Consider the following 20,289-nt stretch of genomic DNA (forward strand, 5'->3'; position numbering starts at 1 on the left):
GCGATCAGTCCTCGCGACTTGTGGTGAGAATATCTAGGTCCATGACGTCGGCTTCCACCATGCGGCGGACCAACTCGTGAAAGCTGACCGATGGCGCCCAGCCAAGCGCCTGCAGCGCGGATGGGTCGCCGACCAGCTCGACGCCGGCTCTAGGCCGACTGAAGCGTGGATCAAGTCGAACATATTGCTGGTAGTCGAGGCCGACGATGTCGAACGCCGTCCTGGCGAAGTCACGGACGCTGTGCGTGTGCCCGGTCGCGACGACATAATCCGCGGGTCGCTCGGCCTGCAGCATCGTCCAGGCCGCCGCGACATAATCGCCGGCATAACCCCAATCGCGTCGCGCATCGAGGTCGCCGAGCATGACATGATCGTCGAGCCCGGCCTGGATGCGTGCCGCGGCGCGGGTGATCTTGCGGGTCACGAAGCTGGTCGGCCGAAGCTCGCTCTCGTGATTGAACAGGATTGCCGAGCAGGCGAAGATGCCGTGTCGGTCGCGGAAGGCGTCGATCATCGCATGCGCATATTGCTTGGCGGCGCCGTACGGGCTGCGCGGATCGAGCCGCGTCTCGGCGGATTGCGGGGCAGGGGACCGCGCGCCGAACATCTCGCTGCTCGACGCCTGGCAGAAGCGCGTCGCCGGCGCGATAGTCCGGATCGCCTCGAGGATCCGCACGGGGCCCTGGCCGTTGACGTCGCCCATCGCGACCGGATCGTCGAACATCCCCGAGCCGGTCGAGAATGCGGCGAAGTTGTAGATCTCGTCGGGGCGGATTTCGGCGATGAGGTCGTTCACCTCGTCCTGGCTGGTCAGTCCACAGCGGCGCAGGTCGATGCCCTCGACGCTGCGATCGCCCGGGTTGGCGTGCCGCGACGTGCCCGTCACCCGGTATCCCCGGGCGAGCAGGTGCCGCGTCAGCAGCCGCCCGTCCTGACCGGTCGCACCGGTGATCAATGCGCTACGCTCACCCATGCGACGCAGGCCGTTCGGTGCCGTAGCCACCACGTGCGGCGATCCAGCGGCTGAAGCGATTGGAGAAGCGACTGCCCTCGACGAGCTGGTAGACGCTCGACGCCTGTGCATGGCCGCGCGCGCTCAGCAACGCGACGACCAGCGCATGGGTGGCGGCGCCCGGCAGGATGGCGATGGGATACATCCAGAGCTTGTCTTTCCACGTGATGTTCGGCCGGAGCCGTTCGTCATACTCTTTCGTGCCGTAGACGCCGTAGGCCCGCCAGACGAGCAGCTTCTGCGGCTGGCGCCACGGGTGGCGGACGACGACGTCGGCCTTTGCCGTGTCGGCGAAGCCTGGAAAGCTCCAGATCAGATCGGGCCAGAGGAACATCCAGATATGGAAGCCGCGCGCGGTCCACATCGCATTGCCGATGCGGATGCGAATCAGCGGCTGGCCCAGCGCGGTTACCCGGTCGAGTCCGTGCTGGAACAGCACGCCGACATGCACGAACAGCGAGCCGTAATAGGGCTGGCGCGCACGGGACAGCCAGGTCGACCGCCGGACGATCGCGCAGCCGATGAACGACAGGGCGTCGCCCAGATCGGTCAGCATGCGATCGGCGTCCGCCGCACCATAGGTCCTGCGCCCGTCGAACTTCAGCCGGCGCCGTTCGAAGACGGTATCGAGGGTACGATCCCGAACTTCGGCATCGACCACGACGAGATCGGGATCGCTGGTCGCGAGTTCGGCGAGCACCGCCGCGATCGCGCCGGGGACCAGCGTGTCGTCGTCCGAAAACAGCCAGCAATGCGCGCCGCGGGCATGGCCGACCGCCTTGTCGAAATCGGCGTCGATCCCCGAATTCGTCGACTCGCGAACATAGCGCACGGCGGGGTGCCGCGCAGTATAGGCGGCGACGACGTCCGCGGTGTTATCCGGCGACGCGCCGTCGAGCACGACCACCTCGACGCCGTCCTCGAGCTGCGAGACGATCGAGTCCAGCGTTTCCCCGATCATGTCGGCACGCTTGAACGTGGCGATGCAGATTGAAAGACGGATCATGCGGTACGGCCCAGTACGCGGTGGCGGACCGCGTTCGCCGCCTCGAACGCCGAAATGAATGTCGTCGCCGGTAGCCGGAAGGCCAGCCGGACAAGCGCGAACTCTGCCGAACGGGGATAAATCTTGTCGAACAGTCGTTCCAGATCCTGCAAGCTTTCCCGCTCGGGTTTGCGCGCCGCGGCCTGTTTTGCATACATGAACATGACGATCGTGAACTCGTTTCGCAGTATCCTGAGCGTTTCGCGATATTCGATACCGTCGTAGCCAAAGATGTCGCCGACGAGCGACGTATAGCCGTCGATGGCCAAGGCGTAACGCGGCACGATGCCACGGTCGGCAAACGAGTCATTCTCTCCGCGACGACGGACCAGGGGATCGCATACAAAAGCGATCTGCAGTCCGTGGTGCCGCATCTGCAACAGCAGGCGGGCCGCGTGCGCCCAGCAGCTGCCGTACCGAAGATCCGCGGTATCGCGGTCGACGTTCCATGTCGAACGGCGCACCACGAGGCCGGAGATGAAGCTGAACAGTGCTTCCGACGTCAGCGCGTCCTTGAAATACGCGGCTTGGGAAGACGGATCCCGCACGGCGATCGTCCGCGTTGCGCCGGCAAGTACGGGATGGCGGGGCTGGATCGTCTTCATCACGGCGTCGCAATTGCTGTGCGACAGGAGAACGACGTCGGGTCGGCGGGCAATATAGCCGAGGACCGTCTGCACGGCGCCCGGTTCGACGAGATCGTCGGCGCTCAGCAACCAGCAATAGTCCGCGCGCGCCAGTTCGACGACCAGTGCCATATCGACATCGATGCCGTCGCGGGTTTCCTTGCGATGATAGACGATGGCGGGACATCGATCCGCCCATGATCGTACGACCGCCTCCGTCGAATCCCGCGATCCTCCGTCGACGATCAGTATCTCGACATCATCGGGAAGCTGAGCCGTGATGCTGCTCAGCGTTTCCCCGATGATGTGTCCAAAATTATAGGTTGGAATGCCGATCGTCAGGACTGGCGTGCTGGTCATCGACCACGCAGCCAGCGTACGATCATCGTCGCGCCGGGGACTTTCCGTGCGAGACGCAGCGGCGCGCCGCGGCGATAGGCCCGGCGGATATCGTCCGTGGCGCGCTGATAGTCAGATAGCGCATCGGTCGAAGCCAGGTCATGATTGTCCTCACGGGCATACCAGTCATTGACGCCGGTCCGGCGAAACGGAACATAGCCCTTGCCGGCGAGATACCGGCGCACCGTGAGGTCGGTGCCCTCGCTGTTGTCCTCGATCAGCAGGATCGTCGGGATCCAGCGATCGAGATCGAGCCCGCGCAGGGCGCTCATCTCATGGCCCTCGACGTCGATCGAGATGAAATCGATGCCCGGGGTCGCCTTTGCTTCGGCCAGTATCGAGTCCATCGTTCGGACCGCAACGTCGATCGGCCTGCTCTCGAACCCAAATCGCGCGATCTTCTTGGCGGCCGAGGCTTCGTTCGTCGCAAGAAGCGATACCCCGTCGGCATGCGGTGCACCCTCCGCGATATGCAGGGTGGCGGTGCCGGCCTGATCCGATGCTGCACATTCGAACACCTGCGCCTTGCGTTCCTGGCGCAGCTTTGCGGCCAATGCCGGGTTCGGTTCCACCAGGACGGTCGACCACCCAAGCTGCTCGAGGCGCAAGGTCGTGCTGCCGTAGACGCCATCATTGGCGCCGACCTCGACGCACTGGCCGCGATAGTCCGGCGCAAACATGGTTTCCAGGATTCGGTCTTCGCCGAACTGCGAATAATAGGTCATCGGCGTTCCTTCAAGAAAAGCTCAGGCGTCGCAGGAGCGATGCAGCCTGTTCGCGCGCCGCAACATAGCGCAGCGCCGTCGCGGCAAAGCACACACCGGTTGCTACCGCGGCGCTGGCACCCGCGACTAGTATTCTGGTCACATCGTGCATCGGCGTCAGCCACAACAGCGGAATGGTCACCGCGGCAATGGCCAGGCTGATCGCGAATGCGATGCCGACGTCGCCAAACAGCCACCGCAGCGCGATTGATCGCAGAATCCGGCGATGAGTAATCCAGGTGCCGAGCGGCACGTAGAGCGCGAACAGCACGCACCAGGCCAGGGCCGCGCCGAATATCCCCTTCATGGATACGAACACGAGCAGAAGCGGGACATAGAGGGCGACCAGCATCAAATTGATGATGACCGGCGTTCGCGCGTCACCCGATGCGACCTGCGCGGCGAAGGGAAAATACATCGCGCCGTGCAACGCCGATCCGGCCGCGATCAGTCCGATCAACGGCGCGACCTCACGCGCGATTACGGCGTCTCCCGTCCACAAGCGGACGATCGGTTCAGCGGCGATGATGATCGCCATCGACGCGGGGAAGAAGAACGAGCAAAACAGCGACGTCCACTCGCCATACCGCTCTGCCAGCCGGTCATCCTCGCCGCGCTCGAGCATAGCGGTAAACCGGGGATACACGACGTTGTAGACCGGGTTGATCAGGCCGTAGAGCGCACGCCCCATCACGCTGGCGAGCGCGTAAAGTCCGAAGGCCTGCAGCGAGACGAGCTTGCTGACGATCGCACGATCGAGTTGCGATAGCGTCACGGCGAGCACGGTCAGAATGCTCATCCCGACGGAGAAGCGCCAGATGGTCGAAAGCGTCCGGAGTTCGAATGAACCGCGGGCTTCCGATCCCAACCGGCGCCACGTCATCGTGCGGAACACCAGAAGCTGGATGAACGCGGCGATGGCCTGCCAGACGAACAGGATCTCGATCCGCGGGACGATCGCGATAACGATGGCGCCGCCGATCTGGCTGACGATGGCGAATGCCAGCGTAATCAGGCTCACGGTTCGGACCTGATGCGCGCCGATCAGCGCGCCGCTATAGATGCCGACTGGCCACCGGCATGCGAGGATCAGCCCCATGATCGCGATGCTGGTCGTGACGACGCCGATATCGAGCGCGTCCGGGTGAAGCCAGCGGCTCGCGACCAGCGGCGCCGCGACGGCAAGCGCGATGCCGATGACCAGTCCCACGCCGAGATACAGGCGCGCGAGTGTGCGAAAGAGCGGGATCGCCGCCGCATAGTGTCCGGTCGTTCCGGCGCGTGCGACTTCGCGGCTCACCGTCGGGCTCAGGCCCATGTCGAGCAATTGCAGCGAGCCCTGGAGCAGCGCGAGAAAGCCAACCAGCCCATAGGCTTCGACACCGAGAATCCGGATATAGACCGGCACCACGGCAAGGCCGACCGCCATCGTGATGCCGGTTGCGCCGATGCCGACTATGATGTCATCACGGCCGCGCATCATTCACTCGTGGAAGTCGGCCGCGCGAAATCCGTGCTGGACGATCAGTTCGTCGCGCTGGGCGGCGCGCAGGTCTTCCTCGACCATTTCGGTGACGAGCGTGTCGAAATCGATGCGGGGCTTCCAGCCGAGCTTGGCGTGCGCCTTCGACGCGTCACCGAGTAGCGTCTCGACTTCGGCGGGGCGATAATAGCGCTCGTCCACGCTGACCAGGCAACGCCCGTCTGCGGCATAGCCCTTTTCGGAGGCGCCGGTCCCTTCCCAGCGGATCGCAATGTCGAGCTTGGCAGCCGCGGTGGTCACGAATTCGCGCACGCTGTACTGAACGCCGGTCGCGATCACGAAATCCTCGGGCTCGTCCTGCTGCAGCATCAGCCACTGCATCTCAACATAGTCCTTGGCATGGCCCCAGTCGCGCTTGGCGTCGAGATTGCCGAGATACAGGCAGTCCTGCAGCCCGAGCTTGATGCGGGCCAGCGCGCGCGTGATCTTGCGCGTCACGAAGTTCTCGCCGCGCAGCGGGGACTCGTGATTGAACAGGATGCCGTTGCAGGCATACATGCCATAGGCCTCGCGGTAGTTCACCGTGATCCAATAGGCATAGAGCTTGGCGACGGCGTAGGGCGACCGCGGATAGAAGGGGGTGCGCTCGGTCTGCGGGGTTTCCTGAACGAGACCGTAGAGTTCCGACGTCGAGGCCTGATAGAAGCGCGTCTTCTTCTCGAGGCCGAGGATCCGGACCGCTTCGAGAATGCGCAGCGTACCCAGCGCGTCCGTATCCGCCGTGTATTCGGGGACTTCGAACGACACCGCAACATGACTTTGCGCGGCAAGATTGTAGATCTCGTCGGGCTGTACTTGCTGGATGATGCGGATAAGGTTGGTGGAGTCCGTCAGGTCACCATGATGCAGGAAGAACCGGACGCCGTCTTCGTGCGGATCCTGGTACAGGTGATCGATACGCGCGGTGTTGAACAGCGAGGCGCGGCGCTTGATGCCATGGACGATATAGCCCTTCTCAAGCAGCAGCTCGGCCAGATATGCGCCGTCCTGCCCGGTAACACCCGTGATCAGGGCGACTTTTCTTTCCGACGACATGGATCGTAGACCTCATTGATTTTCCGGGCGCAAGGCGAACACGGCGCGGGACGCGCGTCCGCTCCTCGGGCGAGCGGGGTTCTTAGCCGCTCGACCGCCAAAAGCAACCGCGCTGTGGGTTGCGGCTCCGCCAGTTATATCGCACTGGCGAGCCGTCCTCAGAAATTCGGGTGAACATCTTGCCAGCAGTCGATATCGTCATCGTGAACTGGAATGCTGGGTCTCAGCTGAAAGACTGTATCGAGTCGCTGTTCCTGCATGAGCAGGCTCTGTTGGGATCCGTCACGATCGTCGACAACGCCTCGGTAGACGGCTCTGCGGACTTTTGCCGGACGGATGCACGGGTCCGCTTAATTGAGCCGGGGCGCAACCTCGGCTTCGGTACCGCGTGCAACCTCGGTACGGCGGGGGGGGATTCGGACTATGTTCTGTTCCTGAATCCCGATACGCGCTTTCTCCGGCCGACACTTGCCTCCGTCGTCGCGTTCATGGAGCGGCCGGAGTCTGCGCAGATCGGCGTGTGCGGCATCAGGCTGGTCGGCGAGGACGGCACGACATCGAATCACTGTGCGCGACTTCCATCAGCAATGACGTTTCTCAATCTGAGTGCGGGGCTCTCGAAATTCTGGCCCGCGACATTCAAGCCGGTCGAGCTGGTCGAATTCGATCACGAGCATGACTCGACCGTGCCGCACGTCATGGGTGCGTTCTTCATGATCCGGCGCGCGCTGTTCGATGCGATCGGCGGCTTCGACGAGACGTTCTTCGTCTATTACGAAGACCTAGACCTGTCGCTGCGCGTCCAGCAGCGTGGTTATGCGATCCAGTATCTCGCGTCGGAATCGGTGTTTCACCGGACTGGAGGTACCAGTCGGACGGCGCGTGCCAAGGCGCTGTCCTATCTGTTCGAAAGCCGTCTGGTCTATGCGCGCAAGCATTATGGGATACTGGGGCGCTCGATCGTCGGCGTCGGGATATTCTTGGTCGAGCCTGTCCGTCGCATCGGTCATGGCCTGTTGAGCGGGTCCGGTGAGCAGGTTCGCGAAACGATCAAGGCCATGCGCCGACTGCTCGCCATCCTGTTTGGCGGGCACGCCGATCGAACCTGAGCGGCCAAGCGATCGCGGCGCGCGCCGTCAGATGACGCGGCTGAACTGGAAGGCGAACATTCCGCCCGCAACAGCAAGAAAGACGAAGTGGCCGATGCTGCGCCAGCCGACCTTGTGCCAGGGGAAGATGCTGAACGCGGGCAGCACCCAGAACGGCGTCTGGCGAAACGCCGCGATCGGCGAGAACGCGAAGAAGGTGAAAACGTAGAAGGCGTAGGAGACGATCAGGAAGATCGAGACGCTGCGCGTTCGCTGGTCGTTGAGCAGCAGGAACGCGACCAGGAAGATGGTGATCGCGACCAGCAGGACGAAGTGGCCGACGGCGAAGCGCGAGGTGATGCTGGCGACGCCCCCCGCATCGGACATGCCGACCGCGAAAACGAGATACTTCCCGAGGAACGGGACGCTGTTCAGGATCGAACTCGTTGCGGAGAAGATCGCCGACCCGGCCGCGACGAAGATCCCGCCGACGAGGATGAACGTGATGATCAGCGCCCGCGGCTTTTGCAGGAAGTTGAGCCAGGTCAGCTTCGACTTGAAGAAGAGCGCCAAGATGGGGATCAGCGCCAGCACCGCAGAGATGTGGAAGAAGATCGCCAGTCCGGTAAACAGGAATGCCCGGTTCTGCCCGCGAATGGCCTGCATGACTGCGACCGATGCGATGATGTACGCCGGTGTCGCGCGGATCGTCACGAAGGCAAGTTGCGAACCATACAAGGCGAAGGCCATGATCAGCCCGCGCCAGTTCGCTTCGGACGGACGAAAGATCGCCAGCGTTCCGAACAGATAGACGAAACTGATCACATAATGCGCATAGCCGACCGTCGTCTCGGTGCTGCCGGTCGATGCACGCAGCAACAGCAGCATGATCTTCGAGAACGGCTCGAAGATGAACCAGTCACCGGACCTGTAGAAATACAGATTGTCGGTATAGGTGAGGTACTGGACGGCATCTGCGAAGACGATCTCGTCCGAGACGACAATGTGCAGGACGATCGTCAGGAAGGCGATCGCGAACCACGTCAGGAAGTAGAGCTGGCGCTCATCCGCGCTGGCGACGACGACAATGTCCTGCCCGGGGGCGCGGTCATTCCGTCGAAAACCCCGCGCGCTACCGCGCGCAGCGTCTGGCTGCGTGCCGAGCTGAACAGAATGTAGCTGGGGATGCGGGCGGCCAATTTGACCGTTTCTGCTAAACGCCATCGGCGCGGAATGAAGGAACATCGCGCGAGCCACAAGGTGTTTCGTACGATGTGGAAATGGCGGACCGGCGAGCGATGAACGGGCTTGTACCGGCCGAACAGCTTGATCCCATGGTCGCCCATGTCGTGCGGCATGGGCACCGATGTCGCGGCGATGACGGCAAGTCCGGCGGCGCTGGCGCGGAAGCACCATTCATGGTCGATCTGGTCGATGAACAGCTCGTCCCACATCCCGCCGACCGCTTCGATCGCGGCGCGCGGGATCATCATCCCCGACGAGATGATCGTCGCGACCTCGGCCAGATCGGCGTCGCGGACACCGCCCGTGATCGTCGCGGCCAGAGTGCGGGCATCGGGCATCTTGCGGTCGACCGGCACGGGACCGATGCAGCCGAGCCGCCGGCCCGACGCCTCGACCCGCGATGCCAGCGCGAGCAGCCGTGTCGCCATGTCCGGTGCGGGCCGCGTGTCCTGATCGAGCAGCATGACATGCGCGGCACCCGAGGCGAGCGCGTGGTCGATGCCCTGGTTGAACGCTGCGGCCAGCCCGATGTTGGTCGCATTGACGATCAGGTCGATCCCCGCGCTGCGCAGCCGCGCCAACTTTGCAGAATCGATCGCGTTCGCTACTACGACCGGCGCATAGTCATGACTTGCGATCGCGAGGACCATATCGATCGCGCCGTCATCGGGATGGTAAAGGACGACGACAGCCCGTAGCGGAAAGACAGGTATCACGAGCGGCTCTCGACTTGAGGAGCCTTGTCGTTAGGGCAAGCGCGGTGCGCGATACAAGAGTAAGGAACATCCCACTGACTCCCCCTCGCTATCAAAACCACCCGGCGCTGGCCCGGCGTGATCTTCTGCGTGCTTCGGGCGTCGGGGTTGCAGCTATCGTCGCAGCCCCCTCGTGCGCGCAGGCGCCGCCAGCCAAGCCGGCGACTCAGACCTCGCTTATCGAGGGCGCATCCGCCCGCGCTTTCGGGGCGATCGGTGACGGGCAATTCCATCCCTTGTCGAGCCGGTTCCCGACACTGGCCGCAGCACAGGCGGTGTACCCGTTCGTCGAGCGGCTGGACCAGTCGATCGACTGGGCCGGGATTCAGGCGGCGATCAATTCGATCGAGGCGTCGGGTGGCACCGCGACCATTCCGGTCGGGCGATTCGCTATTTCCGACTCCATTCAATTGCCGAGTCACGTCACGTTGCGGGGCGAATCGCGCAACGGTACGATCATCGACAACCAGTATCATCCGCTCGCCGCGCCGCAGCTCGTCAACAAGGATCCGATCGCGTTCCTCTACGCGACGATCCGCGACCTGACCTTTCATGGTGGTACGCACGCGATCAAGATCCGCGCGACGCGCGAGGTTGCCGGGATCGTTATCCAGGGGGTGACCACCAACCTCCAGTCCGAGAGCAACATCACGTTCAGCAGCATGCAGACGACGGTGATCCGCGACTGCCATCTCATGAACGGCAAATACGGCGTGTCGGTCGAAGGTTTCCCCTGCAATTCCATCCACCTCGACAATACGCGTCTGGGCGATCATTCGGATGCCTCGATCCGATTGCGCGGCGTCGACGGCTTCGTGATGTTCGGCGGAAGCATCGAGGGTAGCGGCGCCCCCGGGCGCGGGACGATCGATATCGAGACCGGTGGCGCCTATGCCAATGCGATCCATTTCCAGAACGTGTATTTCGAGAACACCCACGAGTTCCTGTTGCGCAGCCGTGGTGCCAAGACGGTCGTCTTCAGGGGCTGCAAGATCACGGGAACCGGCGCCGCAGGGAAGGGCATGGGCCCCTATCATTTCGACTGCGCCGACGATCTGATCGTGTTCGACGACAATCACTGGGACCTGCCGACACCCGGTCCGCGCAACATGCTCATGAAGGGGCGCAACGACGGACTGGGTGGCGCGGGCACGCTGTGGAGCGAGCGTAGCGGGCGCAGCGTCAAGCTGGAGTCACGCCGGTTCGCGGCGGGCGAGGTCGGTCGCGGCCTGTTCACGGTCGACTTTGGCGGGCAGGGCGGGCGCGTCTATGGCACGCTCGAGATGTTCTTCGACACCGGCGACACGCAGCCGATCAAGCGGGTCGCGGTGCCGATCGATATCGCGGTCTCGACGCAAGGCGCCGCGGCGCTTGCGCGGTCGCCGACGGGAGAGGTCCAGCTGGTCGCCAGCGTGGCCAACAAGCTGCTGACCATCGGCATGAAGGCGGGCGCCGGTATCGGCAGCTACCGCCGCCTCTGGTACACGCTCGACGTCGCGGCCGATACGCCCGGCGCGATGAGCGTGGGCGTATTGTAAGATGGCCGTGCTGACCGTCTCCTTCGTCCTGTACAAGACCGAGATCGCCGAAGTCGAACGCGCGATCGACCAGGTCTACGCCTCCAATCCCGATGCGCGGATCATCCTCGTCGACAACAGTCCCGAACCGCTCGTCCTGGCGTTCGACGACCGTGCGAACGTCGCGGTGATCCGGCCGGACAGCAACCTTGGCTATGGCTCCGGCCACAATCTGGCGTTCGCGCTGAGCAAGGACGATCGCTATCACGCGGTGCTCAACACCGACCTTGCCTATGGCGCGACGGTTTTCCCGGAGCTGATCGCGTTCATGGATGCGCACCCCGATGTCGGTCTTGCCATGCCGCGGATCTGCTATCCCGACGGATCGATCCAGCATCTGTGCCGGCTGCTGCCGCATCCGCTCGATGTGTTCGGGCGCGGCTTCTTTGCAAACGCCGGTTGGACCAGGGCACGCAACGACCGTTACGAATTCCGGAAGTGGACCTATGATTCGGTCGCGCAGTTTCCGTTCCTGTCGGGGTGCTTCATGATGCTGCGCCGGTCGGTGGTCGACGAGGTCGAGGGTTTCGACGAGCGCTTCTTCATGTACGGCGAGGATGCCGACCTGTCGCGCCGCATCGCCCAGCGGCACCGGACGATGTTTGTGCCGACCGCGATGGTGGAACATGAATATCGCAGCCAGGGCGGCGGGTATCGGCGCCTCATCAGCAAGGTGGTCAACCTGTCGCGGTATTTTTCGAAATGGGGCTGGTGGGTCGACCGCGAGCGCGACGAAATGAACCGCAAAGCGATTGCATCACTCGATGCCGGCGTGTGACAGGGCTTTCTCGCGAATGTCGCATCAAAACAAGATCCACTGTCCTGGAAGCCAGCCGCCTTTCCTGCCCCGGATGCGGCCTTACAGCCTAAATAGCGATCGGTAATATGGACTTTTTTCGCATTCAGCGTCCCTATGCATTGCGACTGCCGCGGTATCAACTGTCGGGCGGTCTCATCGTCGCTGGGGTGATTCCATATCTCCTGCGCCTGCTGTCCTTCGACGACAGCGCGTCGGTCGCGCTGCATACGCAGACATTGTTCGTCGTGCTTGCGTCGACGGCACTCGGCTATTGGTTCGTCCGCAACTTCGTCGCCTATCCGGGGGTCGAAAAGTCGAGCAACATCTTTACCTCGCTGTCGATCGCTTATGGCATCGTCGTGTCGATACTGGTGGTGTCGAGGATCGAGTATAGTCGTTTCATGCTGATCTGCGGCTACAGCCTCAGCATCGCCTGGTTCTACTGGGCGACGATCACCTATGCGCGGAAGACACGGTTCCGGGTCGGGCTGGCGCCGTTCGGCGACTGGTGCGGGATCGAAGAAAGCACGCTGGTGGCCTGGGTCAAGCTGTCCGATCCCCAGAACGAGAAGGCGTTGATCGATGCCGTTGCAATCGATCTCCGCGCGGACATGCCCGACGAATGGGAGCGCGCGCTCGCCGATTTCGCGCTGTCGGGGATCCCGGTCTATCATATCAAGCATCTCAAGGAATCGCTGACGGGGCAGGTCGATCTCGAGCATATCTCGGAGAATAACTTCGGCTCGTTGTCACCGGTGTCGGCCTATATGACGCTGAAGCATATCTTCGACTCCATCGCCGCCGCGGTCGCGCTCGTCATCCTGCTGCCGGTGCTGGTGATCTGCGGCATCGCCATCAAGCTCGATTCACGGGGCCCCGCGCTGTTCCGGCAGACCCGGATCGGGTTTCAGGGCAAGCCGTTCATGGTGTACAAGCTGCGCACGATGACGACCGGCGGGGCGCAGTCGCAGGACGCGCTGCGCGCCGCGATGACGCAGAGCAACGACGTGCGCGTGACCAAGGTCGGGCGTTTCCTGCGTCAGACCAGGCTCGACGAGCTGCCGCAGTTCATCAACGTCCTGAAAGGCGAGATGAGCTGGATCGGTCCGCGTCCCGAGGCGCAGGTCCTTGGCAACTGGTATGAGGCGGACATTCCGTTTTACCGGTATCGGCACATCGTCCGTCCCGGAATCACGGGTTGGGCGCAGGTCAACCAGGGCCATGTCGCGGAGATCGAGGACGTAAAGCAGAAGCTGAATTACGACTTCTATTACATCAAGAACTTCTCGCCCTGGCTCGACATGCTCATCATCGCGCGGACGGTCCGCACGATGATGACGGGGCATGGCGCCCGGTAGCCGTTTCTCGGGGCTTATCGGTCCGTGTCCGCCGGTTGACGGTGTCGCGCCGGTCGGCCCTGATCAGGGCTCGACCGGGCTGAGCGCCCGGACTGCGGCGCGATGCAGGTCGGCGCGGGCCTGGCTCAGGGCGGCGTCCTGGTCGTCGCCCTGGCCGACCACCAGTCCCGCGAGCGCGCGGACCGGGCCGATCCATGCGCCGCTGCCGCGCAGCTTGAGGCGGCGGGTTTCGAACGCGGCGATGGCTTCGTCGGCAAGATCACGGGCCGCCGTCAGGGCGACGTCGGTCACGACCACGACGAATTCATTGCCGGTCCAGCGAATGATCTCCTCGTCGGGGAACACCCGTCGCAGGTTCGCGACAAAGGCGCTCAGCACATTGTCGCCGACGGCATGGCCGAAGCGTTCGTTGACCCCGGCGAGATCGGCGACGCTGAAGATCATGAGGACATAGCTTCGCGCCTGTTCGGCGAGCTGTGCGAAGATCGGCCGCGCGCCCTCGGACGTCAGCGCGCCGGTAGCTGCGTCGCGCATCGGATCGTGCCGCGCCGTACCGAGCGAGCCGAGGTCGGACTGGAGCCGGGCGACGTCGCGGCGCAGCTCGGCCAGCTCGCGTTCGGCATCGGCCAGCCGGGTCACGAGCAGCGTCGCATCAGGCCAGTTCTCCGCCTCGCTCGCCATCGCGCTGACGTCGTGGCTGAGCGACCGCGTCAGCGTCTGCGCATCGGTGGTCAGCGCGCCAAGCTGGTTCGCGCGTGCGGTGACCGCGCTGTCGCGTTCGGCGGTCGTGTCGCGCTTGATCGCAAGATGGCGTTCGCTGAGCGTTTCAAGCGCGCGTGCGGTCAGCCTCAGGCCGCCATCCGTCTCGGCCGCCACGGCGCGCGCCAGGTCCGATCCGGGATCGGCGACCACGGCAAGCGCGAACGTATAGTTTTCAGCCACCGGTGCGAGACGATGTGCCTCGAGAAAGGCGAGCGCGTCGCGCGCCGCACGAAAAGCCTCTGGCATGCTTGTCTCGAACCTTTTTATGTACTGGATTGTACAACGCGGGATCGCGCGCGTCCGTTTCATCCCGCCGCCCCCTAGCGCGAAAGAGCGTGCGATCAATCCTTGCGCGGCGATTGGTTCCGCGCTCGGGGGCGTGTCGCGGCTACGGGCGGCGGCTGATCGCGGGCGGCAGCGGCGCGGTTTTTCTTATGATGGGGGGCATGTTCCGGGATGGGACGGCCCGCCGGCGCCGGTTGTCCGCTATAGAGGGATATGTTGCGCCAAGGGGGGAGTCCGGTCGTACCGGTTTCAGTCCATTGCCGGGGTAGCCGCACCGGCCTGCTGGGCGGTGCTGCGCGCTTGCTGGGGGCGCTGACGCGACGGCAAGGTGGTGGCGGTGGCATCGCGACGGCGGGCCGCGTTGCGCAGGCGGCGCGGTGCGTGCCGACCGGGTGGCGCCCCGATGGGATGAGCCGCGCATCTCGGCTCTGGTTTCTTCAAACCGCCTATGGCAGAGCCTTGGCCCTGCTGAGCATAAGTCGAGATTGTGGCGGGCAGGGAGCTGGCACTGTGGAAAATACTAAAGTTACCGGCACGCGCGGTGCAGTGTTCGATCGTATTGGCTCGACCTCGCATCGTCACCAACTGCGCATCGCTCTTTATATCCTGTTGGTGTTTGCTGATCTGCTCGCGGTGGTTGCTGCATTCGAGCTCGGTATATTTGCAAAATATGGCCGTTTTGCTGTTACGTCGCATATGAACGTCGTCATCGTCACGGCGCCGATATATGTGCTGACGGCGTTCAACAATGGCGCCTACTCGATCGACGTGCTGCGCAAGGCCCGGGCCGGCATCATGCGCTCGGCGACGGCGCTTTTACTAGCCTTTTCAAGCTTTTTGTTCATCTCCTACTATTTTCGGGCGGTGCAGGCGGAATCCCGGGGCGTCATCAGCATCGGAATGCTCGGCAGCTTCGTGCTTCTGGCAGTCTTTCGATTGGTCATCGATCGGTTTGTCCGCCTGACGATTGGCGGCAACGTGACCACCGATCTGGTGATCTTGGACGACGTCGAATTCGCGGTGCCTGCACATTGCAAAGTCGTCGAGACGCGGGCCGCGAACCTTCGCCCGAACATGCAAGATCCGATGATGCTCGATCGACTCGCGCGTCAATTGCGTGGTGTCGACCGCGTCGTGATCGCCTGTCGGCCCGACAAGGAGCGCGAATGGGCGATGCTCCTGAAGGGGGCGGGCATTCGCGGCGAGATTATTTCGAACGAAATCGACCAGGTCGGCGCGATCGGGCTCGACACTTTCGTCGGGCGGTCGACGCTGGTCGTCGCGGTCGGACCGTTGAGCACGCGCAACCGGATGATCAAGCGGACGTTCGACCTGGCCTTTGCGGTGCCCGCGCTGATCGTCGTGCTGCCGCTGCTGCTGATTACCGCCGCCGCGATCAAGATCGACAGCCGGGGACCGGTCTTCTTCCGGCAGGATCGCGTCGGGCGGGGCAACGCGCTGTTCAAGGTGTTCAAGTTCCGATCGATGCGGGTCGAGCAGTCGGACGCCAGCGGCAGCGTTTCGGCGTCGCGCACCGACGACCGGATCACGCGCGTCGGTCGCGTGATCCGCGCGACCAGCGTCGACGAGCTGCCGCAGCTGCTCAACGTGCTGCTCGGATCGATGAGCATCGTCGGGCCGCGACCGCATGCACTGGGGTCGCTGGCGGGACAGCAGCTGTTCTGGGAGGTCGATGAACGCTATTGGCACCGCCACGCGCTCAAGCCGGGGATCACCGGTCTCGCGCAGGTGCGGGGATTTCGCGGTGCGACGCATCGTCGCGACGATCTGACGCAGCGCCTTCAGGCCGATCTGGAATATATCCTGGGCTGGTCCGTGTGGCGCGACTTTGGCATTCTCGTGTCTACGGTACGGGTCGTTGTGCACCGCAACGCGTTCTAGTGCACCGTAAAACACGTACAAAAAATGCCGCGACAGCAATTTAACATACGCTTTCTTAACCACCAGTATGGCATGGTGTCGTCATGCCCCTTCACGCACCTCTTGCTAACCTGGCTGACCCCGTATCGCCACATGCGGCGTTTCGTGGCGGCGATCCGCTTTCCGGCGCTACGACGGATTCGTTCGACGGGGCGCGTTCCGTCGCAGACCCGCTCGCGGCCGAGCTTCAGGTCGTCGACCCGCGTGCCGCCAACCCGTTGGCCGGCGACCGGATCGACTACGAGAACTGGCTCCTTCCGGTCGAGCCCGCCTCGTTGGGTGAACGCGCGATCCGGGCCGGTTCGACCATCGCCGGCGTGGCGGTCTTCGCCGCGGCGCTCGCTGGTGTCCTTGCCTGGATCATCTAGCGTGCGGGCGGAGATGACGGCGATCGAGCCGGTGGCCGAGCGCCGGCGAAAGCCGAGTCGTGCGGCAATAGCGCGCGCGAGCACGGTCCGTGCGGCCGATGCGCGGGCGATCGACGTTCGTGTCGAGGATCTGTCCGAAGGCGGTTTCCGATTCTCTAGCGCCAGCGTCCTGCCGGTCGGTGCCCATATCCGCGTCGGCCTGGCCGGTGCGGGGCAGGCGACCGCGCGGATCGCATGGCGCGATGGCGAGGCGCATGGCTGTGCGTTCCAGCCCCTGCTGACGAACGACCAGATCCAGTCGGCCTTCACACACACGATCTGCGAATCTGCGGTCCTGTCGTTGATTCCCGACAGCGCGGTGGTGCCCATGCCCGCCGCGGGTGCGGCGCTGGCCCCGCCGCAGCGCTTTGCAGCGCCGGTGCGGCTTATCCTGCTGGTCGTGGCGAGCTGCGCATGCTGGGCCTTGGCGACGCTGCTGCTGCGCGGACTTTCATCGTTCTGAACCGCAGCTGACGCCGGTGTGGTGATCTGCGCGTTGCAACCCTGCTCCGGGGGCGTTTGCCGGCCTCGTCGACCCGCTGAACGCACAAGATTTTCAGGATCTTAGCTAATTTTGCGCTAGTCTAGATATTAGTATTGATTATTTATGACCCCTGTCCCATGTTGAGACAAGACGGTTGAAACGACCGCTGAGGAGAGTGTTCATGACTGCGCTTCCCGGCCCGGCTATCCAGGCCCCATCCTATCCCGAAATCCCCTCGGCCGTGCTCGGTCTTATCACTGGCCTCGCGGTCAGCGTTGCGCTCTGGGCATTGATCGTCCTGATGGCGTTTTTCCTGGCCTGATTTCAAGCACATGGGCGGTCGCCATTTCGCGTCCGCCTGTGTCTGACGATCCCGGCCGTCGGATCGCCAAAGTGTTTGGGCGCCCGGGATATGGCGATTCGCCTTCGCCGTAGGGCTGCGGTGATCCTCAGGCTTGAGCGTTGGCCCGACCTGCTCGAAGCACCAGGCCTTGGACGCTCGCGGTAAACTCGGCTTTGGCGATGTGGGCATCGTGATCGATGCCGAGCGACGATACGCTCCTCCTCGGCGAATCGCCCCGGAATACGCGGCCAAGTATCCCGACGTTTTCAGCCCTGCACGCCGCGTTTCCGCAGGACATCTTCATACACATCGGCGAACTGCCGCGCGACGCTACGCCAGTCATAGGCCAGACTCGCGGCGATGTTGTTCGCGCGGTTCGACTCATAGGCAGCGCTCGCATCGCGGTGCGCAGCTTCGATCCGGCCCGCACCAGCCTCGACATCGTCGATGTCGAACAGGATGCCGCTGCCGGACGAGCGGACCAGCCGACGGAAGGGCGGGATGTCGCTGACGATCGGGGTCAGGCCAGCGGACAGGCCTTCGACCACGCTCAGCCCGAAGCCTTCATAGCGTGACGCCGAGCCGATATAGCTGGCCTCGCCGATCAACGCCTTGATACCCTCGTCGCTGGGCGACGGCACGAGCGTGACCGCCCGTTCGGTACCGGTCCGGCGCATATGCTCCTCGATCTGTGCAGGCGTGACGTCGGCCGGGCCGCCCGCGATGATCAGCCGCCAGTCGCCGTGAAGCCGGCCGAGCGCGGCCACGAGGTCGATCAGGCCGGTGATGTTCTTGTTCGAGGAAAAGCGGCCGATATAGATCATCGTCCGGGTCGGCTGTGGCGACCCTGCACCCTGCCACTTGCCGATATTGACGCCATTCTCGATCGTCACCGTCTTGCTCGCGGCGATCTGGTTGAACCGGGCGGCGTCGCTTTCGCTCGAGGCGATGATCCGGTCGTAGGCGAGCGACGACGCGCGCGTGACGCTGGCGAAATAGGCGAGCTTCAGCCGGCTGGCGAAATCGGTGTGGAAGAAGCCGCCATGCGTCGAGGCGACCATCGGCCGGCGGTGGAGCGGGCGGGTGAGCGCCATGCCGTCGAAGAACGAATCGATCGCATGAACATGGACGATGTCCGCCTGGCCGAGATGCTGCAGCACGGTGGGCGCGAGCGGATAGCGCGTCGAGCCGCGGAACGGGATCCGCTGCACGGGCACGCCCTGATAGGTGTCGCGCGGCGGCAGCGTCGCGTCGAGACGCGAAAACTGCCGGTCGAGCGTGACCACCGACGTCGTGATTCCGCAGTCCCGCTTGAGCGCGACCGCAAGATTGCTGACGGCGTCTTCCAGCCCGCCAATGGCCGGATAAAATTGACGAACGACGTGAAGAACGTGCATCGGCTTCCCAACGTGATCCAGATTGCCAGCCCCTTTGTCTGATTACGGCCAACCGTCCAGCCCAAAGTCGATGGAGTGTCATGCATGTCCGATAAGCCAGCGCCGGCGCAGCCAAAGCGTTCCCGTGTCGTCATCCTGTCGGCATTTCAGGATTACCGGACGCCCAAGCGCGCCAGCATCCACCAGGTCGCGCATGCGCTGGCGCAGGATGGCTGCGACGTGTCGTTCATCTCGACCCGGTTCAGCCTGATCTCGAAGAAGAAGGGCGATTCGCGCCTGTTCCTGTGGGACCAGGCCAATGCCTGGCACAAGGTGGACGGCGTCAATTGCTATCTCTGGCGGACGCCGCTGCATCCCTTTGCGACCAACAATGCGGTCGCCGATGCGGTGATGGCGAAGCTGTTTCCGCTGTTCGCCAGGCTGCCCAATGCCGATATCGACGGCGCATTCCAGGCGGCGGACTATATCGTCATCGAATCGAGCGTCGCGGCGATCTTCATCGACCGGATCAAGCGGCTAAACCCGACCGCCAAGATCATCTATTACGCCACCGACCGGCTCGATACCGTCGGCGCGCATCCCTATGTCCGCCGTCATCTGGTGAAGAACGCGCGGCATATCGACCATGTCTGCCTGCGGTCGACCAAGATGGTGTCGGATTTCCTGTGGGCGAAGGATCGCCTGTACCGCGCCGAATTCGGGATCGATCCCGCCGACTTCGAGACCGTCGGGCCGTCGCCCTATACCGCGCAGCGCAATGCCGTAGCGGTCGGGTCGATGCTGTTCGACGAAAGCTTCTTCCATGCGGTCGCGCCGCAGTTTCCCGATGTGCATTTCCACGTGATCGGCTGCGGGAAGAGCTTCAAGGGGCCCGACAACGTGTTCGTCCAAAAGGAAATGCCGTTCCGCGCCACGCTGCCCTATATCAAGCATGCGAGCATCGGCATCGCCCCCTACCGGCTGGCGCCGGGGGTCGAGTATCTTGCCGAGTCGAGTCTGAAATTGGGACAATATGAATATCTGCAGATCCCCGCGGTCTGCCCCGATTTCGCGGTCGGGACGAACCCGTTCCGCGCGGGCTATGTGTCGAACGATCCGGCGTCGATGATCGCGGCGACCGAAAAGGCACTGGCGCTGGCGGGACAGGTGCCCGCGCGGCATTTCTCGACCTGGACCGAGGTCGCCGACCGCGTGCTTCGTCCCGAAAACTACCCTGACGCCCGCATCGTCGCGGATTAAATGGGCGGGGCTGGCGCGTCGTCCGCGGGCGCGGGCCGGCCCGCCAACCCCCTCGGATATCGGCGTTTGATCGGTATCGGCACGGATCGGTGGAGCAGCGTACCGGCCCGCCGCATCAGGTGAACCACCTTATTGATGGCCGGCGGTTCATCTTCTAGGAGTTCCGCCGAATATCAATGTCCGTA

Annotated in this window: 18 protein-coding genes; 9 read left to right on the forward strand and 9 right to left on the reverse strand. The window is 63.7% G+C overall.

Going from position 1 to position 20,289, the window contains the following annotated elements:
* Window positions 1-4 precede the first annotated feature (4 nt).
* Genes FHY04_RS14555 through gmd form a run of 6 tightly spaced genes read right to left on the reverse strand, consistent with a single transcriptional unit; the run spans window position 5 to window position 6,424 of the window.
* On the reverse strand, window positions 5-973 hold the full coding sequence (locus FHY04_RS14555) for a GDP-mannose 4,6-dehydratase (RefSeq protein ID WP_183936956.1): 969 nt from the start codon (window positions 971-973) through the stop codon (window positions 5-7).
* The gene (locus tag FHY04_RS14560) at window positions 966-2,018 is read right to left on the reverse strand and encodes a glycosyltransferase family 2 protein (RefSeq protein WP_183936957.1); all 1,053 of its coding nucleotides are present in this window, start codon (window positions 2,016-2,018) and stop codon (window positions 966-968) included. Before FHY04_RS14560 ends, FHY04_RS14555 begins: the two co-directional genes overlap by 8 nt.
* Window positions 2,015-3,043 (reverse strand): glycosyltransferase family 2 protein, encoded by a 1,029-nt coding sequence (locus FHY04_RS14565; RefSeq protein WP_183936958.1) that lies wholly within the window; start codon window positions 3,041-3,043, stop codon window positions 2,015-2,017. Before FHY04_RS14565 ends, FHY04_RS14560 begins: the two co-directional genes overlap by 4 nt.
* Window positions 3,040-3,807: an FkbM family methyltransferase gene (locus tag FHY04_RS14570; protein ID WP_183936959.1), complete on the reverse strand. Its 768-nt coding sequence runs from the start codon at window positions 3,805-3,807 to the stop codon at window positions 3,040-3,042. Before FHY04_RS14570 ends, FHY04_RS14565 begins: the two co-directional genes overlap by 4 nt.
* 10 nt (window positions 3,808-3,817) lie before the next feature.
* Window positions 3,818-5,326, reverse strand: a complete 1,509-nt coding sequence (locus FHY04_RS14575) for an oligosaccharide flippase family protein (RefSeq protein WP_183936960.1) — start codon at window positions 5,324-5,326, stop codon at window positions 3,818-3,820.
* A 3-nt stretch (window positions 5,327-5,329) separates the two neighbouring features.
* Window positions 5,330-6,424, reverse strand: coding sequence for a GDP-mannose 4,6-dehydratase (gene gmd, locus FHY04_RS14580; RefSeq protein WP_183936961.1), 1,095 nt, complete (start codon window positions 6,422-6,424; stop codon window positions 5,330-5,332).
* A gap of 179 nt (window positions 6,425-6,603) precedes the next feature.
* On the opposite strand from gmd, the gene FHY04_RS14585 reads away from it, so the two are divergent.
* Window positions 6,604-7,533, forward strand: coding sequence for a glycosyltransferase family 2 protein (locus FHY04_RS14585; RefSeq protein WP_221211803.1), 930 nt, complete (start codon window positions 6,604-6,606; stop codon window positions 7,531-7,533).
* 1,022 nt (window positions 7,534-8,555) lie between these two features.
* On the opposite strand, the gene FHY04_RS22960 is transcribed toward FHY04_RS14585, so the two are convergent.
* Window positions 8,556-9,473: a glycosyltransferase gene (locus FHY04_RS22960; protein ID WP_183936963.1), complete on the reverse strand. Its 918-nt coding sequence runs from the start codon at window positions 9,471-9,473 to the stop codon at window positions 8,556-8,558.
* A gap of 275 nt (window positions 9,474-9,748) precedes the next feature.
* On the opposite strand from FHY04_RS22960, the gene FHY04_RS14595 reads away from it, so the two are divergent.
* The 3 genes from FHY04_RS14595 to FHY04_RS14605 all read left to right on the forward strand — a co-directional run bounded on the left by FHY04_RS14595 (window position 9,749) and on the right by FHY04_RS14605 (window position 13,246).
* Window positions 9,749-11,050, forward strand: coding sequence for a glycosyl hydrolase family 28-related protein (locus FHY04_RS14595; protein WP_183936964.1), 1,302 nt, complete (start codon window positions 9,749-9,751; stop codon window positions 11,048-11,050).
* 1 nt (window position 11,051) lies between these two features.
* Complete coding sequence (locus FHY04_RS14600) at window positions 11,052-11,867, forward strand: glycosyltransferase (protein WP_183936965.1); 816 nt, start codon at window positions 11,052-11,054, stop codon at window positions 11,865-11,867.
* A 188-nt stretch (window positions 11,868-12,055) separates the two neighbouring features.
* Window positions 12,056-13,246 carry an exopolysaccharide biosynthesis polyprenyl glycosylphosphotransferase gene (locus FHY04_RS14605; RefSeq protein WP_183936966.1) on the forward strand — a complete coding sequence of 397 codons (1,191 nt, stop codon included), beginning with the start codon at window positions 12,056-12,058 and terminating at the stop codon, window positions 13,244-13,246.
* Between the two features lie 63 nt (window positions 13,247-13,309).
* On the opposite strand, the gene FHY04_RS14610 is transcribed toward FHY04_RS14605, so the two are convergent.
* A complete protein-coding gene (locus FHY04_RS14610; RefSeq protein WP_183936967.1) occupies window positions 13,310-14,254 on the reverse strand; it encodes a diguanylate cyclase domain-containing protein in 945 nt (314 codons plus the stop codon).
* A 549-nt stretch (window positions 14,255-14,803) separates the two neighbouring features.
* On the opposite strand from FHY04_RS14610, the gene FHY04_RS14615 reads away from it, so the two are divergent.
* The 4 genes from FHY04_RS14615 (at window position 14,804) to FHY04_RS14630 (ending at window position 17,447) form a co-directional block, all read left to right on the forward strand.
* The gene (locus FHY04_RS14615; protein ID WP_311725014.1) at window positions 14,804-16,195 is read left to right on the forward strand and encodes an exopolysaccharide biosynthesis polyprenyl glycosylphosphotransferase; all 1,392 of its coding nucleotides are present in this window, start codon (window positions 14,804-14,806) and stop codon (window positions 16,193-16,195) included.
* An 83-nt stretch (window positions 16,196-16,278) separates the two neighbouring features.
* Window positions 16,279-16,602 carry a hypothetical protein gene (locus tag FHY04_RS14620; RefSeq protein ID WP_031394409.1) on the forward strand — a complete coding sequence of 108 codons (324 nt, stop codon included), beginning with the start codon at window positions 16,279-16,281 and terminating at the stop codon, window positions 16,600-16,602.
* Window positions 16,603-16,615: 13 nt separating this feature from the next.
* The gene (locus tag FHY04_RS14625) at window positions 16,616-17,104 is read left to right on the forward strand and encodes a PilZ domain-containing protein (RefSeq protein WP_159512266.1); all 489 of its coding nucleotides are present in this window, start codon (window positions 16,616-16,618) and stop codon (window positions 17,102-17,104) included.
* A 202-nt stretch (window positions 17,105-17,306) separates the two neighbouring features.
* Window positions 17,307-17,447 carry a hypothetical protein gene (locus tag FHY04_RS14630; RefSeq protein ID WP_156360375.1) on the forward strand — a complete coding sequence of 47 codons (141 nt, stop codon included), beginning with the start codon at window positions 17,307-17,309 and terminating at the stop codon, window positions 17,445-17,447.
* Window positions 17,448-17,734: 287 nt separating this feature from the next.
* On the opposite strand, the gene FHY04_RS14635 is transcribed toward FHY04_RS14630, so the two are convergent.
* Window positions 17,735-18,865, reverse strand: a complete 1,131-nt coding sequence (locus FHY04_RS14635; protein WP_183936968.1) for a glycosyltransferase family 4 protein — start codon at window positions 18,863-18,865, stop codon at window positions 17,735-17,737.
* A gap of 84 nt (window positions 18,866-18,949) precedes the next feature.
* On the opposite strand from FHY04_RS14635, the gene FHY04_RS14640 reads away from it, so the two are divergent.
* Complete coding sequence (locus FHY04_RS14640) at window positions 18,950-20,104, forward strand: glycosyltransferase family 1 protein (protein WP_183936969.1); 1,155 nt, start codon at window positions 18,950-18,952, stop codon at window positions 20,102-20,104.
* Window positions 20,105-20,289 lie beyond the last annotated feature (185 nt).

This window comes from Sphingomonas sp. BK481 (genome assembly GCF_014194875.1).
Lineage (GTDB): Bacteria > Pseudomonadota > Alphaproteobacteria > Sphingomonadales > Sphingomonadaceae > Sphingomonas > Sphingomonas aerolata.